The sequence below is a fragment of the Plantibacter auratus genome (assembly GCF_050587365.1).
In the GTDB taxonomy this organism is placed as follows: domain Bacteria; phylum Actinomycetota; class Actinomycetes; order Actinomycetales; family Microbacteriaceae; genus Plantibacter; species Plantibacter auratus.
Window position 1 is genome coordinate 1102065 of the sequence record NZ_JBOBFV010000001.1, and the last position, 15325, is coordinate 1117389.

General features: G+C 68.9%; 14 protein-coding genes. 7 read left to right on the top strand and 7 right to left on the bottom strand.

The window, feature by feature from the left end; genetic code table 11:
* Positions 1 to 6 precede the first annotated feature (6 nt).
* The 3 genes from ACQ3HE_RS05115 to ACQ3HE_RS05125 all read right to left on the bottom strand — a co-directional run bounded on the left by ACQ3HE_RS05115 (position 7) and on the right by ACQ3HE_RS05125 (position 3053).
* Positions 7 to 504, bottom strand: coding sequence for an HNH endonuclease (locus ACQ3HE_RS05115; protein WP_079001921.1), 498 nt, complete (start codon positions 502 to 504; stop codon positions 7 to 9).
* Positions 505 to 932: 428 nt separating this feature from the next.
* Positions 933 to 2102, bottom strand: a complete 1170-nt coding sequence (locus ACQ3HE_RS05120) for a CHAP domain-containing protein (protein WP_430891569.1) — start codon at positions 2100 to 2102, stop codon at positions 933 to 935.
* A gap of 249 nt (positions 2103 to 2351) precedes the next feature.
* Positions 2352 to 3053 (bottom strand): iron-dependent transcriptional repressor DtxR, encoded by a 702-nt coding sequence (locus ACQ3HE_RS05125; RefSeq protein WP_430891571.1) that lies wholly within the window; start codon positions 3051 to 3053, stop codon positions 2352 to 2354.
* 144 nt (positions 3054 to 3197) lie between these two features.
* On the opposite strand from ACQ3HE_RS05125, the gene serC reads away from it, so the two are divergent.
* Positions 3198 to 4310 carry a phosphoserine transaminase gene (serC, locus tag ACQ3HE_RS05130; RefSeq protein ID WP_430891573.1) on the top strand — a complete coding sequence of 371 codons (1113 nt, stop codon included), beginning with the start codon at positions 3198 to 3200 and terminating at the stop codon, positions 4308 to 4310.
* 86 nt (positions 4311 to 4396) lie between these two features.
* Here serC and ACQ3HE_RS05135 read toward each other — a convergent pair whose 3' ends face one another.
* Together ACQ3HE_RS05135 and ACQ3HE_RS05140 are read right to left on the bottom strand one after the other, a co-directional pair.
* Positions 4397 to 5074, bottom strand: coding sequence for a DUF3027 domain-containing protein (locus ACQ3HE_RS05135; protein ID WP_430891575.1), 678 nt, complete (start codon positions 5072 to 5074; stop codon positions 4397 to 4399).
* Positions 5067 to 5450, bottom strand: coding sequence for a cold-shock protein (locus tag ACQ3HE_RS05140; RefSeq protein WP_079705376.1), 384 nt, complete (start codon positions 5448 to 5450; stop codon positions 5067 to 5069). Before ACQ3HE_RS05140 ends, ACQ3HE_RS05135 begins: the two co-directional genes overlap by 8 nt.
* Before the next feature lie 136 nt (positions 5451 to 5586).
* Between ACQ3HE_RS05140 and ACQ3HE_RS05145 the strand changes: the two genes are divergently transcribed.
* The 6 genes from ACQ3HE_RS05145 to ACQ3HE_RS05170 all read left to right on the top strand — a co-directional run bounded on the left by ACQ3HE_RS05145 (position 5587) and on the right by ACQ3HE_RS05170 (position 12252).
* Entirely contained in the window at positions 5587 to 5862 is a 276-nt protein-coding gene (locus ACQ3HE_RS05145) for a multidrug ABC transporter ATPase (protein WP_124768896.1), read from the top strand.
* Positions 5863 to 5867: 5 nt separating this feature from the next.
* A complete protein-coding gene (locus ACQ3HE_RS05150; protein ID WP_430891577.1) occupies positions 5868 to 7703 on the top strand; it encodes a helicase-associated domain-containing protein in 1836 nt (611 codons plus the stop codon).
* Between the two features lie 50 nt (positions 7704 to 7753).
* The gene (locus ACQ3HE_RS05155) at positions 7754 to 9397 is read left to right on the top strand and encodes a DNA repair helicase XPB (RefSeq protein WP_085510338.1); all 1644 of its coding nucleotides are present in this window, start codon (positions 7754 to 7756) and stop codon (positions 9395 to 9397) included.
* Positions 9398 to 9443: 46 nt separating this feature from the next.
* Complete coding sequence (locus tag ACQ3HE_RS05160; RefSeq protein WP_056007716.1) at positions 9444 to 10133, top strand: response regulator transcription factor; 690 nt, start codon at positions 9444 to 9446, stop codon at positions 10131 to 10133.
* A gap of 10 nt (positions 10134 to 10143) precedes the next feature.
* Positions 10144 to 11808: a sensor histidine kinase gene (locus tag ACQ3HE_RS05165; protein ID WP_430891579.1), complete on the top strand. Its 1665-nt coding sequence runs from the start codon at positions 10144 to 10146 to the stop codon at positions 11806 to 11808.
* Positions 11809 to 11961: 153 nt separating this feature from the next.
* Positions 11962 to 12252 carry a WXG100 family type VII secretion target gene (locus tag ACQ3HE_RS05170; protein WP_064296564.1) on the top strand — a complete coding sequence of 97 codons (291 nt, stop codon included), beginning with the start codon at positions 11962 to 11964 and terminating at the stop codon, positions 12250 to 12252.
* Between the two features lie 66 nt (positions 12253 to 12318).
* On the opposite strand, the gene ACQ3HE_RS05175 is transcribed toward ACQ3HE_RS05170, so the two are convergent.
* Together ACQ3HE_RS05175 and groL are read right to left on the bottom strand one after the other, a co-directional pair.
* Positions 12319 to 13353: a hypothetical protein gene (locus tag ACQ3HE_RS05175; protein WP_430891581.1), complete on the bottom strand. Its 1035-nt coding sequence runs from the start codon at positions 13351 to 13353 to the stop codon at positions 12319 to 12321.
* Between the two features lie 323 nt (positions 13354 to 13676).
* Entirely contained in the window at positions 13677 to 15296 is a 1620-nt protein-coding gene (gene groL, locus ACQ3HE_RS05180; RefSeq protein WP_064296567.1) for a chaperonin GroEL, read from the bottom strand.
* Positions 15297 to 15325 lie beyond the last annotated feature (29 nt).

Below are 15325 nucleotides of genomic sequence, written 5' to 3' on the forward strand. Positions count from 1 at the left end.
GGTCGCTCAGGCGGCGGGCGCCAGGTACTGCTCCCAGTCGGGCTCCGAGCGCTCGACGCCTCGCACCATCCACTGCGAGCCGTGCGGCGTCCCCGGTGAGACCCGGAGGCTCCAGTTCATCTCCATCGGCGTACGGTCGCCCTTCACGTTGTTGCAGCGCAAGCAGCAGGCCACGAGGTTCTCCCAGCTGTCCACACCCCCGCGCGAGCGCGGCTGCACGTGGTCGATCGTCGTCGCCGCCTTCCCGCAGTAGGCGCAGCGGTGGCCGTCGCGGCGCAGCACCCCGCGGCGGGTCACGGGCACCCGGCGGGCGTTCGGGATCCGGACGTATCTGGTGAGCAGGATGACCGACGGCCGATCGAACGATCCGCTCGTCGCCACCACGGGATGCGAGGAGTCGATCTCGACGACGGTCGCCTTGTGATGCATCACGAGCACGAGGGCCCGCTTGAACGAGACGATCGCGAGCGGCTCGTAGCCCGCGTTCAACACCAGTGTGCGCATGCACGTTCCCTTCCGAAGGGCCACGACGGCTGCCGCGACCGGTCGACGATCACCACCTGCAGCGTCCGTGACGCGCCGGATCGAGTCGTTTCCGGGGAACAAAAAAGGGCACTGTCATGACGACAGCACCCTCTTGACCCACGGCGGAGCCGCGGCACGCTTGGCTGGAATGCCGCAGCACGTAGAGGCCGCGACCATTCGCGACCACGTGGCGACGTATAGCGTGCATCAGCTCCTGAACCTCTCCGAGTTGCAGAGCACCAGATTAACCCACACCGACCGGATTTCCGCACGTTGCAGGAGAATTCCCCTCCGCGCCACCTCGGCTTCGACCGGCGGACACCGCATGGTCGCGAACGGTGACCCCGCATCGACGACGAATCGCGTCCCTCCGACGGAGGGACGCGATCCAGGTCGAGCGGGTCGGATCAGCCGACGCCCGGCGGGTAGAGGTAGAGCGCCACGGCACTGGCGGCGATGGTGCGCGTGTTGTAGCTGTGACGCGCGGACCCCCAGTTGTACTCCTCCAGGGTGACCGTCCCGTCGGCGTTGACCGACTGCACGTAGGCGACGTGGTTGTAGTTGAACCAGGCGACGGAGCCGGCGATGGCGTTGGTCCCCTTGTTGTACTGCCACGAGTCCGCCCAGCCGTAGGCACTGCTCGGCGGCAGGCCGTTGCCCCAGGTGAAAGCCCAGTTCCCGCTCGGCGTGCCCGCGTCGCGGTTGAGTCGCCAGGCGACGAAGTCCACGCACTCACGGTAGTAGTAGCGCAGTGGCGAGAGCCCGCCGCCCTCGTCGTCGGTCGCCTGGTCGAACCAGGGGTAGTCGTCGCCGGCCTGGCGTGCGCCGACGGTGATCGAGTAGGTGGCGTTGCTGGCAGCTGCCGCGGCGTCGAGCTGCCGCTGGCGCTCGGCGAGCTCGTCCGGCGTCGTCGCACTGTAGAGATCGCGAGAGATCGGCGCGTCGGCCACCTTGTCGGAAGCGACGACGCTCTGGGCGCCGGAGGTCTTCAACTGCTCCGAGGCGGACGTCCCGTACGTGGTCTGCGCGCTGCTGCTCGCCGCATACGCCGGGAGGGCGACGGTGGCGACCAGTGCCGGCACGAGGAAGGCCATGGTGGCGACGCCGCGGACGGATCCGGGTCGGGCTCCGGACGGCTTCGGCTTGCGCACGGCGACCGTCGACGCGGTCGGCTTGACCGGGGGCTTGCTGCGGGCGACGCGGTCCGCGCCGGTGCGGAGCGGAGCGACGGTCGCGAACGAGGTGTCGGTGGCGGACGTCACGGTGAAGGATTGCGGGGTCGTCGGCTCCGGCGCGGCGGGCTTCGTCAGCGGCCGCTCGTCGAGACGGACCTCGCCGGTCGTGACGGTGGCGTCGGCCTCCTCGACCACGGCATCGTCGAGGATGATCTCGGGGTGCTCGACGGGTGCGTCCGGAGCGACGTCGGCGACGAGCGCGTCGTCGGTTGCCGACTGGGACGGGGTGGTCGGCTCCGCCTGCTTCGCGGCCTGCTCCTGGAGTCGGAGCTGCTTCCGGGTGAGGGGGACGTTCGGGGTCGTCTCGGCCTGTTCGGGGCCGCTCTCGCCAGCTGCAGTCAAGTGGATTCCTCCGGCACCCCGCATGAGCGACGACGATCGCGGTGTGGCGATCGGCATGGCGCAGCCCCATCCGACGATTGATGTCGGTTCGTGTGGCCGAGGGACGGGCTAGGGGGTGCCTCGGTCGTCTTCCTGGGGCCAGATCATGGCCTTCAGGACGAGTGACAGCCTACGGGTTACCCCTCAGAAAGTCACGTTTCGATCACGGGAAAACGGGCACATGAGGGAATCCTCATACACGTCTCATGCTCACGCGGCAGGGGTCTCCACGAAGATGTGCGTCGCGAGCTCGTTGGGCAGCTCGAGGCCGCCCTCGACACCGTCGATGGTGACGAGCACGTAGCCGCCCGCTGCCGCGAAGGTTCCCGAGCGACCCGGCATGACGCCGGCCTGCTTCAGCTGCAGGAGGAGTTCGGGGTCGACCTGCGCCGGTTCGCCGAGACGTCGGACCGTCGCCGTGACCGGCTCGGAGCGTCCTTCGACGAGGCCGACGATGTTGATGACGCCTTGCGAGAAGGCGACGGCGGGGCTGACGCCGAACTCGTCGAGTCCGGGGATCGGGGTGCCGTACGGCGACTCGGTGGGGTGGTTGAGCATGTCGAGCAGCTTGCGCTCGACCTGCTCACTCATGACGTGTTCCCAGCGACAGGCTTCCTCGTGGACGAACTCCCACTCGAGCCCGATGACGTCGCTCAGGAGGCGCTCAGCCAGGCGGTGCTTCCGCATGACGTGGACCGCCTTGCGTCGGCCCGGTTCGGTGAGCTCGAGGTGCCGGTCGCCCGACACGACGACGAGTCCGTCGCGCTCCATCCGACCGACCGTCTGCGAGACCGTCGGTCCGGAGTGCCCGAGGCGCTCGGAGATCCGCGCACGAAGCGGGATGATGTTCTCCTCCTCGAGCTCCAGAATGGTGCGGAGATACATCTCTGTGGTGTCAATCAAATCGGTCATCGACGCCCTCCCTGCCCGATTGCACGTTCCCGGTAAGCCTAGTGCGCGGCGGCGACGTTCCCGCGCCAAGCCACTCCGCCCCGCGTGGACGCATCCGGGCGCCGTGGCACGACGCCATGAGGCCCTCGCCTCTAGAATCGCCGTATGCCGGAGATCACGATTCCCACGTCCCTTCTGCCCGCCGATGGTCGATTCGGCTGCGGCCCCTCCAAGATCCGACCTGAGCAGATCGCAGCGCTCTCCGAGGCCGGCCTGTCCCTCCTCGGCACCTCCCACCGTCAGGCTCCCGTCAAGCAGCTCGTCGGCCGCGTGCGCGCCGGCCTGGCCGACTTGTTCCGCGCCCCCGAGGGCTACGAGATCATCGTCGGCAACGGCGGCTCGACCGCGTTCTGGGACGCGGCCGCCTTCGGCCTCATCGAGCAGCGCAGCCAGAACCTCGTCTTCGGCGAGTTCGGCGGCAAGTTCGCCAAGGCGGCGGGCGCCCCGTGGCTCACCGCTCCGGACGTCCGTGAGGTGCCGGGTGGATCCCGCATCGATCCCGAGGTGGTCGAAGGCGTCGACGTGTACGCCTGGCCGCACAACGAGACCTCGACCGGCGTCATGGCCCCGGTGCGACGCGTGTCCGGCGACACCGGCGCCCTCACGGTGATCGACGCGACGAGCGCCGCGGGTGGTGTGGACTTCGACGCGAGCCAGGCGGACGTCTACTACTTCGCACCGCAGAAGAACTTCGCATCCGACGGCGGCCTGTGGTTCGCGCTCTGCTCCCCCGCGGCGATCGAGCGCATCGAACGGATCGCGGCGAGCGGCCGCTACATCCCGGAGTTCCTGAGCCTGAAGAACGCGGTCGACAACTCCCGGCTCGAGCAGACGCTCAACACTCCCGCGTTGTCGACGCTCGTGCTCCTCGAGGAGCAGATCTCGTGGATCAACGGCAACGGCGGCCTCGCCTGGGCATCGGCACGGACGGCCGAGTCCTCCGGCGCCCTGTACGAGTGGGCCGAGCGCACCTCCTACACGACGCCGTTCGTGACGAACCCCGACCACCGCTCGCAGGTCGTCGTCACGATCGACTTCGACGACGCCATCGACGCCGCGCTGGTCGCGAAGACCCTGCGGGCGAACGGCATCGTCGACACCGAGCCCTACCGCAAGCTCGGCCGCAACCAGCTGCGCGTCGCGACCTTCACGGCGATCGACCCCGCAGACGTCCGTCAGCTCATCGCGAGCATCGAACACGTCGTCGGGGCGCTCTGATCCGTCTCCCCCGCTGAACGCCGAACGGGCGGTCGAACCCTCTCGAGGTTCGGCCGCCCGTTCGTCTGTCTCGCGGTGTGCGAGTGCTACTCGTCCTCGAACCGGTCGTCGTCCTCGTCCGAGTCGTCGTCATCCGAGTCGTCCTCGTCCGAGTCGTCGTCATCCGAGTCGTCCGACGCCGCATCGACGTCGTCCTCGTCGTACTCGAGTTCGATGCCGTCGCGGTCGCGGTCGCGGGGATCCCCGGACAGCGCGACATCGTCGTCGTCGAACTCGTCGGTGTCGTCCGCGTCGTCGAGCGCGTCGTCAGCCGCAGCCGCTGCCGCTGCCTCCTGCGCGGCGCGGTAGTCCGCGAGGCGTTCCGACCACGGCACCCACTGCGGAGCCAGCAACGCGCCGTCGCCGGGCATCAGCTCCGTCTCGAGCACGTTGGGCGCAGCGTCGTCGGCGGTCCGCGAGAGCGTCACCGTCCAGAACCATCCGGGGTAGCCCGCCATCGTGTTCGCGAACAGCAGCGAGACGACGTGATCATCGACCACGACGTGCCCGGCCGGCTCACCGACCGTGCTCGCGGGCGTGATCTCCTGCAGCGCTTCGCGCGCGAGCTCCACGGCGGCGATCAGGGTCTCGTCCGGCACGGGTGCCGGGGTCGACTCGCCATCGGTGCCGTCGTCCGAGCGATGCTCGTCCGACTCGGCTCGTGTGTCCGTGTCGGCCGCGACGTCGCGATCCTCGACGGGCGTCTCCTGATCGGCGTCAGGCATCCAGCTCGTCCGCGACCTTGCGCAGCACGGCAGCGATCTTCGTGCTGTGACTGCTGTTCGGGTACTTGCCGCGGCGCAGGTCGCCGCCGATGCCGTCGAGGAGCTTCACGAGGTCCTCGACGATGATCGCCATGTCGTCGGCCGGCTTGCGCTTCAGCTTGACGAGGCTGGGCGGAGCCTCGAGGACGCGCACGGACAGCGCCTGGGCGCCGCGCTTGCCGTCGGCGATGCCGAACTCGAGCCGCGTCCCCGGCTTCACGCCGGCCGTGCCCGCGGGCAGTGCGGAAGCGTGCAGGAAGACCTCCTGGCCGTCATCGGAGCTGATGAAGCCGAAGCCCTTCTCCTCGTCGTAGAACTTGACCTTGCCGGTGGGCATGGGAACCTCGCTGTGTGTCGTGCGCAGAAAATGCAGCGCCGTGCGGTGATCGCGCAGGAAGCGCGATCGAGAGGACCATCGGTCCTCGGCCCCCAGCCTATTCGGTGCAGCAGCCGCGTGCCTCTATCCTGGGAGCGTGACTGATGAGCAGACGCCGAGCATCTCGCGGCCCGAACGGATCCTGGCCTACATGGTCGTGACGATCGTCGCCGTCTCGATCGCCGCGTTCGTCGCGGTGATGGTCGGCACCGCCACCGGCCTCGAGCAGGGCGACTTCGCCGTCGGCGTCTGGCCGGTCGTGACGATCCTGCCGCTCGTCGGACTCCCCATCGCCTTCCTGATGCTGATCACGCTCATCATCGTGGGTGCCGTACGACGGTCTCGCGAGTCCCGCGGTCAGTCGCCGCGCTGACGACCATGGGCGAGGCCTTCGCGATCGCGCGCCGCCTCCGGGAGCTCCCGGACGACGCGCTCCGCCGGCTGACTCCCGACCGCAGGGCCTCCTCCGCCCGCATCGCGGACTTCTTCGACTTCGCCGAGGCCCTGTTGGACGATGCGAGCGTCGCCCGCCGGATGGCACTGCTCGACCGGGACACCCTCGCAGTGCTCGCCGCCGCGCTGGACGGGACCGAGCGCCACTCGCTCGCGACCACGCTCGGACGGGAGCAGTCGGAGGTGGATGCCGCCCTGGAGCGGCTGGAGCGGGACATCCTCGTGCTGGACGACGGAGCCGGTCCGATCAGGCCGGTGAGCGCGGTGACCGCGGTGTTCGAGGAGTGGACGGCGAGCGGCAGACCAGGCCGAGCAGAACTCCGACTTCCGGCGGCGGCGCCGACGTCCCACGCGACCCGCCCCTCGCCCGACACGGACGCCCTCGCGAGCGAGCGAGCGGCCGGCGCGGTCGGCATCGTCGGCGAGAGCCTCCATGAACTCGACCGCGAGCCCGCACGCCTGCTCGGCCGTGGAGCCCCGTCCATGCCGGACCTCAAACGGCTCGCAGCCGCGGCGGCGAGCACGCCCGACCAGATCGAGCTCGCCCTGTCCGTGGCGTCGGCTGCCGGGCTCACGGACGCGATCGGCTCCGCCATCCGCCTGAGCGAGGTCGGCGAGGCCTGGCTGGCGTCGGCCACCGCGGAACGCTGGCTCCGTCTCGCGACAGCCTGGCGCGACGCGATCCCGGCCACGATCCGCGATCGCATCCTGACGGCGTACCGGCGCGGTTCCGTCGACCTGGTCGAAGAGCTCAGCTGGTGGTACCCGTTGGCGGAGGATGCCGTCGTGGCGCCGACGCGGGCGGTCGACGCGGTCGCCGAGCTGCTCGGGATCACCGTCGACGGCGCGACCAGCGGGTTCGGACGACTCCTCGTCGACGACCACGCGGCCGACGCGGCCTCGACGCTCGCGTCCATGCTCCCCGCCGAGGTGTCGCAGGTCGTCCTCCAGGACGACCTGACGGTCATCGCGCTCGGTCCCCCGACGGCGGAACTCGACGTGCGACTCCGGGCCCTCGCGGAGCCGGAGGGGCGCGCTCAGGCGTCGAGGTACCGCATCACGACCGCGAGCGTCACCCGGGCCCTCGCCGACGGAGACACGGCCGAGGACCTGCTCGCGTACCTCGAGTCGATCTCCCTGACCGGCGTCCCTCAACCCCTGCGGTACCTCGTGTCCGAGGCCGCTTCCCGATTCGGCCTCGTCCGCGTCGGGACGATCCGCGCGTCGGCCGACGCCTCGGCCGACCCTGGACGCAGCAGCTACATCCGCTCCGACGACGCCGGCCTGATCGCGGCGATCTCGGTCGACCAGAGCCTCGTGGCGCTCGGTCTCCGTCCGAGCGACGAGCACCGGCTCACCAGCCGGATCGAGGCGGCGACGGTCTACTGGGCGCTCCACGACGCGCGCTACCCGGTGGTCGCGGAGGACGACGGCGGCGCACCGCTCCGGATCCGCCGGCAGCCGGTCATGCGCACCAACCTCTCCGCTCCGGCCGCCTCGACGGAACCGGATCTGGTGTCGCGGCTCCGCGCCGACGACAGCGGCGACACGAGCAGCGCATGGTTGGCCAAGCAACTGGAGATCGCCGTCCGCGACCACACGCCGGTCACCGTGCAGCTGCAGCACGGCGAGCGCCGATCCACGTTCACGATCGAACCGGTGAGCCTTGCCGGCGGTCGCCTGCGCGGTTTGGACCGGTCGGCCGACGTCGAACGCACCCTGCCGCTCGCGATGATCACCGAGGTCCGGATCGCCGGCTGAGCGCTCGCTCAGGGGGTTGCGCACCGGATCCGCCGGTAGACTCGACCGTTATGTCTGATGGACCACTGATCGTCCAAAGCGACCGCACCGTGCTGCTCGAGGTCGCCCACCCGCTCGCCGAGGACGCCCGCCACGATCTCTCGGTGTTCGCCGAGCTCGAACGCGCGCCGGAGCACATCCACACCTACCGGATCACCCGTCTCGGACTCTGGAACGCACGGGCCGCCGGGCACGATGCCGACCAGATGATCGAGACGCTGGAGCGGTACTCGAAGTTCTCCATCCCCGCGTCCGTGACGATCGACATGCGCGAGACCGTCAACCGCTACGGCCGGCTCGTGATCGAACGCTCCGAGGAGGGCGAGCTCGTCCTCCGCTCCACGGACCTCCCGATCCTGACCGAGGTGGCCGGCGCCAAGCGGATCGCGCCCCTCCTCATCGGGCACCCGACGCCGGACACCTTCCTCGTCGAGCCGTGGGCACGCGGTGCGCTCAAGCAGGAACTCGTGAAGCTGGGCTGGCCCGCCGAGGACCTCGCCGGGTACACCGCTGGCACGCCGCACCAGATCGACCTGGTCGAGGACGGCTGGCACCTCCGCGACTATCAGCAGCAGGCGGTCGACAACTTCTTCTCCGGCGGTTCCGGCGTCGTGGTGCTCCCCTGTGGTGCGGGCAAGACCCTGGTCGGCGCCGGGGCGATGGCGACGGCGTCCACCAACACCCTGATCCTCGTCACGAACACGGTGTCGGCACGGCAGTGGCGCGACGAGCTGTTGAAGCGCACCTCCCTCACCGCCGAGGAGATCGGCGAGTACTCGGGGCAGGTGAAGGAGGTCAAGCCGGTCACGATCGCGACCTACCAGATCCTCACGGCCAAGCGGAAGGGCGAGTACGCCCACCTCGCGCTGCTCGACGCCATGGACTGGGGCCTCGTGGTCTACGACGAGGTGCACCTGCTCCCGGCACCCGTCTTCAAGCTCACCGCCGAGCTGCAGGCGCGGCGTCGCCTCGGCCTGACGGCGACGCTCATCCGGGAGGACGGCCGCGAGGGCGACGTCTTCTCGCTCATCGGCCCGAAGCGGTTCGACGCCCCGTGGAAGGAGATCGAGGCGCAGGGCTTCATCTCCCCCGCCGCGTGCTTCGAGGTGCGCGTCGACCTGCCCCAGGCGGACCGACTCACCTACGCCGCATCCGCCGACGACGAGCGATACCGCCTCGCGGCGACCGCCCCGGCGAAGCTCGACGTCGTCCGGCAGCTCGTCGAACGGCACCGTGGCGAGCAGATCCTCGTCATCGGGCAGTACCTCGATCAGATCGAGGAGCTGGCAGAGACGCTCGGTGCCCCGCAGTTGACCGGCGCAACGCCGGTCGACGAGCGCGAACGGCTCTATCAGGCCTTCCGCGACGGCACCGAGCAGGTGCTCGTCGTCTCGAAGGTCGCGAACTTCTCGGTCGACCTGCCCGAAGCGACCGTCGCCATCCAGGTGTCGGGATCGTTCGGTTCACGACAGGAGGAGGCGCAGCGTCTCGGCCGCCTGTTGCGCCCGAAGTCCACGGGACTCACCGCGAGCTTCTACACGCTGGTGTCGCGCGACACGGTCGATCAGGAGTTCGCGCAGAACCGCCAACGCTTCCTCGCCGAACAGGGCTACAGCTACACGATCCTCGACGCCCACGCCCTGCAGACCGCGTGAACCACGCTCTCAGAAAAGTCTCAAGAAACGTGCAGATAATGGTGTCATGACCGGACCCCGCATCCTCATCGTCGACGACGAACCGAACATCCGCGACCTCCTCACCACCAGCCTGCGATTCGCCGGCTTCGCCGTCCGTGCCGTGGGCAACGGCGCAGCCGCCATCTCAGCGGTCCTCGAGGAGGAGCCCGACCTCATCATCCTCGACGTGATGCTGCCGGACATGAACGGCTTCGGCGTCACCAAGCGCCTCCGCAGCGCCGGCTACACGGCGCCCATCCTCTTCCTCACCGCGAAGGACGACACCGAGGACAAGATCACGGGCCTCACGGTCGGCGGCGACGACTACGTCACCAAGCCGTTCAGCCTCGACGAGATCGTGGCACGCATCAAGGCCATCCTTCGCCGGACCATGCAGGCCGACGAGGATGCGGTGATCCGCACCGGCGAGCTGACGATGGACCAGGACACGCACGAGGTCCTCGTCGGCGACACCCCGATCGACCTCAGCCCGACCGAGTTCAAGCTCCTCCGCTACCTCATGCTCAACCCGAACCGTGTCCTGTCGAAGGCCCAGATCCTCGACCACGTCTGGGAGTACGACTTCAACGGCGACGCCGGCATCGTCGAGAGCTACATCTCCTACCTGCGCAGGAAGCTCGACCAGTTCTCCAGCGAGCCGCTCATCCAGACCAAGCGCGGATTCGGCTACATGCTCAAGGCCGGAAAGGCGTAGCCCCCACCCGATGGCCGATTCCCTGTCCACCTGGTGGAGCAGCGTCTCACTCCGGACGAAGATCACCGGGGTGACGGTGCTCGTCCTCGCCTTCGGCCTGCTCGTCGCGGGCATGGGGACGACCCCGCTCCTCAAAGAGGTCCTCACCCAGCAGGCGAACGACAGTCTGGTCACTGCCGCCAAGGGCAAGATCGTCGGTGAGATCTCCGAGGACGGACAACTCCAGCTCGACGCCCCCTCGACGCTGTTCGTCGCCGTGTACGACACGAACGGCGAACTCCGCGCCTCGTCCGGGTGGGACGACAGCATCGCTCCCGAACACCCGGCGCACCTCAGCGCGAACGACGTCGCCGCGAGCGGGACCCAGATCTACACGACCACCAACGCGAGTGGCACGATCGTGTACCACGCGGTCTCCGTCCCGGTCACCCTCGACGGGTTCCGCACGGGAGCGGCATGGGTCGCCATCTCGATGCAGGGCACCGACAACACCATCGCGACCTACCTCACGATCTTCTTCGTCCTCGGCGTGCTCATCATCGTGGTCGGAGCGCTCCTCACCCGGTGGCTGGTGACCGGCACGTTCGAACCGCTCCGCCAGGTGGAACGGACGGCCGCCGCATTCGCCGACGGTGACTTCAGCCAGCGACTCGCCGGCTCGACACCGAACACCGAGGTGGGGCGACTCAGCCGATCACTCAACACGATGCTGGCTCGCATCGACCGCGCGTACTCGGATCGCGGGAAGACCATCGAGCAGATGCGGAACTTCGTCGGGGATGCGAGCCACGAGCTCCGCACCCCGCTCGTCTCCGTGCGCGGCTACGCCGAGCTCTACCGGATGGGTGCCCTCCAGACGCCGCAGGACGTGGCACAGGCCATGGAGCGCATCGAGAAGGAGGCCATCCGCATGGGTGCGCTCGTCGAGGACCTCCTCCAGCTCGCCCGCCTCGATGAGACGAGACCACTGAACGTCGCGCCCGTCGACCTGCTCCCGATCGCGCGCGACGCCGCGCTCGACACCACCGCCCAGGCCCCCGGGCGCACGGTCCAGGTGGTCCGCGACGAACGCATGGCGCGAGCCGTCGACGACGATGCCTCCGAGACGACGGGCGAATCCCCTACTGCTACCGACACACCCGTACAGACGGGCTCGACCGGGCCGATCTTCGGCGCGACGTTCAACCGCTTCCGGCGTCGGCCGAAGCCCTCCGGCGACGCCACCACGCCCGACACGAAGCCCATCGCCGAACCGCTGACCCTGGCCGTGCCACCGATCGTCCTCGGCGAGGAGAACAAGATCCGGCAGGTCGTCACGAACCTCATCGGAAACGCCCTGCGCTTCACGCCCGCCGACAGCCCGATCGAGCTCGCGGTCGGCACGGACGCCCGCGCAGGGACCGCCAGCATCGCCATCGTCGACCACGGCGAGGGCATCCCGCCACAGATCCGCGAGAAGATCTTCCAGCGTTTCTGGCGTGCCGACAGCTCGCGAACGCGCGAGACGGGCGGCAGCGGCCTCGGACTGGCCATCGTCGCCTCCATCGTCGCGGCGCACGGTGGCACGGTCGACGTGAGCGAGACCCCCGGCGGCGGCGCGACGTTCCGCGTCATCCTGCCGCTCGCCCCGTCGGCGGCCACGAGCCCCATCGTCATCGCGGGCCCTCCGGCCTGACCCGCCGGCGGGCTGGCTCGACCCTCCTCCACAGGCTCCGGCCTGCTTCGGAGTGCGCGCACGAAACCTTCCTCGCCGGTTCCGGCCGGTGGCGAGCACCTACCGTCTCGGTAGCGGCGATGACAGGCATCGCCCGGACGAACGGAGTTCCCGATGGCCACTTTCCAGGTCGACAGCGACGCGGTCGAGCGCGCCTCCACGGCGGCACGCGTCACGATCGAGCAGATCCAGAACGAGGTCGCCCGCCTGCACACGCAGCTGGCGGCACTCGACGGCCAATGGACCGGCGCTGCGGCCGCCGCGTTCCACGGTGTCGTCGAGCGCTGGAGGGGCACCCAGCGTCAGGTCGAGGAGAACCTCGGCGAGATCAGCCGGGCGCTCGCCGTCGCGGGTACCCAGTACGCCGAGATCGAGCGGGCGAACGCGAGTATGTTCAGCGGCTGATCCGCGCGCGGGAGGTCCCGCCACCGGGATGCCCGGTGGCGGGACCTCCCGCGCGGGGTGCGGGGATCAGGGAAGCGCGGCGATACCGGCGGCGGCGAGTGCTGCGTAGGCGAGAGCCTGCTGACGCAGCTCGTCGACGTCGTAGGTGTCGTCGAGGGAACTCACGTTGTTCGCCTCGACTTCCAACCAGTGCCCGGCGACCGCCATCTGCACGCTGCACGTGGACCACGGGCTCGTCTTGCACTCGATGAAGGCGTCCCGGACTCCGAGCCCGTCGATCGTCAGGAACTCGATGTCCGCTCCCGCGCTCATGCGGGTCTCGACCAGCTGCTCGTACGCCCAGCGTCCGCCCGGGAGCGCTCGCAGGACACCTCGCGACGAGTCACTGTCGGGGAGGGAGAAGATGCAGTCCGGCGCTCCGAAGTCCTCGGCGGCGACGCCTCGGTTCCACAGTCGCTTCTTCGGTGCCGAGTTGTAGGTGAGCTCCTGGCCGAAGGCCTCACTCATCGCCGCCGCAGGCACGAACGCCTCGCACTCCGTCGGCAGCGCGCTAGCCCCCGGCGTCGTCCCGCCCCAGGCGTACCGTGGCGCCGTGCCGACCGGTTCGAGCGCCGAGCGGATCGCCTCGATGAAGGGTGTGACTGCGGCGACGGCATCCTCGTCCGACGCTGCGGCATCGTCGGCCGGGCCATACATGATCAGGTCGACCCAGCTGTCGCCGACCAGGAAGTTGATGCTGCAGACGCCGGGCACAGCTCCGTTCTGGGTGAAGCAGGACAGCTTGGTGGAGTCCGGCCACGGCCCTGATTCGCCGTTCGCCCAGCGTTCGTAGTAGAAGTCCCAGTCGGCGTGCGAACCGGGCAGGATGGTCAACTCGGCCCACCGTTCCGTGCCGACCGGCGTCCCACCCTCCGCCAGGTCTCTCGGCTCACCATTGCTCCACGTGCAGTGCATGCCCCCGAGCGAGGTCGCCGCCCACAGCAGCGGGTTCGCACTGGACGGGTCAGCGAAAGCGGGCTCCAGGGCCGCCGTAGGGGCGAGCGCGGTCGCCACCACGTCCTGGGGGACGAGATTCTCGCACCCGAAGCCGTATGAGCTCACCGGCGCAGTCGGCTTAGCCGTCGCGGAGGGCGTCGGCGAGGACGACGCCGTCGGTGATGCGGTCGGAGCCGCTTCACTCGGCGTGCACGCGGCCAGCGCCAGAACCAATACTGCAGCGATCGCCGCTCCCCCGATACGTCTCATAGCTCGATCATAGGAACCGGCGCGCGGGCCGATATGCCGTTCCGGTCACGTCTCTACAACGACTGTCGGACCCATGCGGAAACAGGCATACAGATCGAGGGTTCTCCCCGATGCGTCTGGTGGAAACGACGCAGGGCGCCTCCCGAAGGAGACGCCCTGCGCAGGTGTTGCTGTCGGACTTAGAAGTCCATGCCACCGGTCGGGTCGCCGGCCGGAGCCGGGTTCTTCTCCGGCTTGTCGGCGACGACGGCCTCGGTGGTGAGGAACAGGCCGGCGATCGACGCTGCGTTGAGCAGCGCGGAGCGGGTGACCTTCACCGGGTCGTTGATGCCGGCAGCGAGCATGTCGACGTACTCACCGGTCGCGGCGTTGAGGCCGTGTCCGACGGGCAGGTTGCGGACCTTGTCGGCGACGACGCCAGGCTCGAGGCCTGCGTTGAGCGCGATCTGCTTGAGCGGAGCGTCGATGGCGACCTTGACGATGTTCGCACCGGTCGCCTCGTCGCCGACGAGCTCGAGCTTCTCGAACGCGGTCTTGCCGGCCTGGATCAGGGCGACGCCACCACCGGCGACGATGCCCTCTTCGACGGCAGCCTTCGCGTTGCGAACGGCGTCCTCGATGCGGTGCTTGCGCTCCTTGAGCTCGACCTCGGTCGCTGCACCGGCCTTGATGACCGCAACACCGCCCGCGAGCTTGGCGAGACGCTCCTGGAGCTTCTCGCGGTCGTAGTCGCTGTCGGTGTTGTCGATCTCCTTGCGGATCTGCGAGACACGACCGGCGATGGCGTCGGCGTCGCCGGCACCCTCGACGATGGTGGTCTCATCCTTGGTGATGACGACCTTGCGAGCACGGCCGAGCAGGTCGAGGGTGACGGTCTCGAGCTTGAGGCCGACCTCCTCGGAGATGACCTGGCCACCGGTGAGGATGGCGATGTCCTGCAGCTGAGCCTTGCGGCGGTCTCCGAAGCCCGGAGCCTTGACGGCGACGGACTTGAAGATGCCACGGATCTTGTTGACGACGAGCGTCGCGAGAGCTTCGCCGTCGACGTCCTCAGCGATGATGAGGAGCTGCTTGCCCGACTGGATGACCTGGTCGACGATCGGCAGGAGGTCCTTGATCGCGGAGATCTTCTGGTTGGCGATGAGGATGTAGGGGTCCTCGAACACCGCTTCCTGGCGGTCGGGGTCGGTCACGAAGTACTGCGACAGGTAGCCCTTGTCGAAGCGCATGCCCTCGGTGAGCTCGAGCTCGGTGCCGAAGGTGTTCGACTCCTCGACGGTGACGACGCCCTCCTTGCCGACCTTGTCGATCGCCTCGGCGATGATCTCGCCGATGGTGGTGTCGCCGGCGGAGATGGAAGCGGTCGCAGCGATCTCCTCCTTGGTCTCCACCTCCTTGGCGTTGGCGATGAGCTCGACCGTGACGGCCTCGACGGCCTTCTCGATGCCGCGCTTGAGGCTGATGGGGTCGGCGCCTGCGGCGACGTTGCGGAGGCCCTCGCGGACGAGCGCCTGTGCCAGCACGGTCGCCGTGGTGGTGCCGTCGCCGGCGACGTCATCGGTCTTCTTGGCGACCTCCTTGACGAGCTCCGCGCCGATCTTCTCGTACGGGTCGTCGAGTTCGATCTCCTTGGCGATGGACACGCCGTCGTTGGTGATCGTGGGGGCGCCCCACTTCTTCTCGAGGACAACGTTGCGACCGCGCGGCCCAAGGGTGACCTTGACCGTGTCAGCAAGAATGTTCAGTCCACGCTCGAGGCCGCGACGGGCCTCCTCGTCGAAAGCAATGATCTTAGCCATGTGTGTTTTTCGTCCCTCCCGGACGTCAT

What these genes read in the sequence shown, in the direction of transcription:
- groL (WP_064296567.1), bottom strand. Translation starts at nt 15,296, where the DNA reads ATGGCTAAGATCATTGCTTTCGACGAGGAGGCCCGTCGCGGCCTCGAG.
- serC (WP_430891573.1), top strand. Translation starts at nt 3,198, where the DNA reads ATGCCGGAGATCACGATTCCCACGTCCCTTCTGCCCGCCGATGGTCGA.
- ACQ3HE_RS05125 (WP_430891571.1), bottom strand. Translation starts at nt 3,053, where the DNA reads ATGACCGATTTGATTGACACCACAGAGATGTATCTCCGCACCATTCTG.
- ACQ3HE_RS05170 (WP_064296564.1), top strand. Translation starts at nt 11,962, where the DNA reads ATGGCCACTTTCCAGGTCGACAGCGACGCGGTCGAGCGCGCCTCCACG.
- ACQ3HE_RS05165 (WP_430891579.1), top strand. Translation starts at nt 10,144, where the DNA reads ATGGCCGATTCCCTGTCCACCTGGTGGAGCAGCGTCTCACTCCGGACG.
- ACQ3HE_RS05135 (WP_430891575.1), bottom strand. Translation starts at nt 5,074, where the DNA reads ATGCCTGACGCCGATCAGGAGACGCCCGTCGAGGATCGCGACGTCGCG.
- ACQ3HE_RS05160 (WP_056007716.1), top strand. Translation starts at nt 9,444, where the DNA reads ATGACCGGACCCCGCATCCTCATCGTCGACGACGAACCGAACATCCGC.
- ACQ3HE_RS05115 (WP_079001921.1), bottom strand. Translation starts at nt 504, where the DNA reads ATGCGCACACTGGTGTTGAACGCGGGCTACGAGCCGCTCGCGATCGTC.
- ACQ3HE_RS05150 (WP_430891577.1), top strand. Translation starts at nt 5,868, where the DNA reads ATGGGCGAGGCCTTCGCGATCGCGCGCCGCCTCCGGGAGCTCCCGGAC.
- ACQ3HE_RS05155 (WP_085510338.1), top strand. Translation starts at nt 7,754, where the DNA reads ATGTCTGATGGACCACTGATCGTCCAAAGCGACCGCACCGTGCTGCTC.
- ACQ3HE_RS05140 (WP_079705376.1), bottom strand. Translation starts at nt 5,450, where the DNA reads ATGCCCACCGGCAAGGTCAAGTTCTACGACGAGGAGAAGGGCTTCGGC.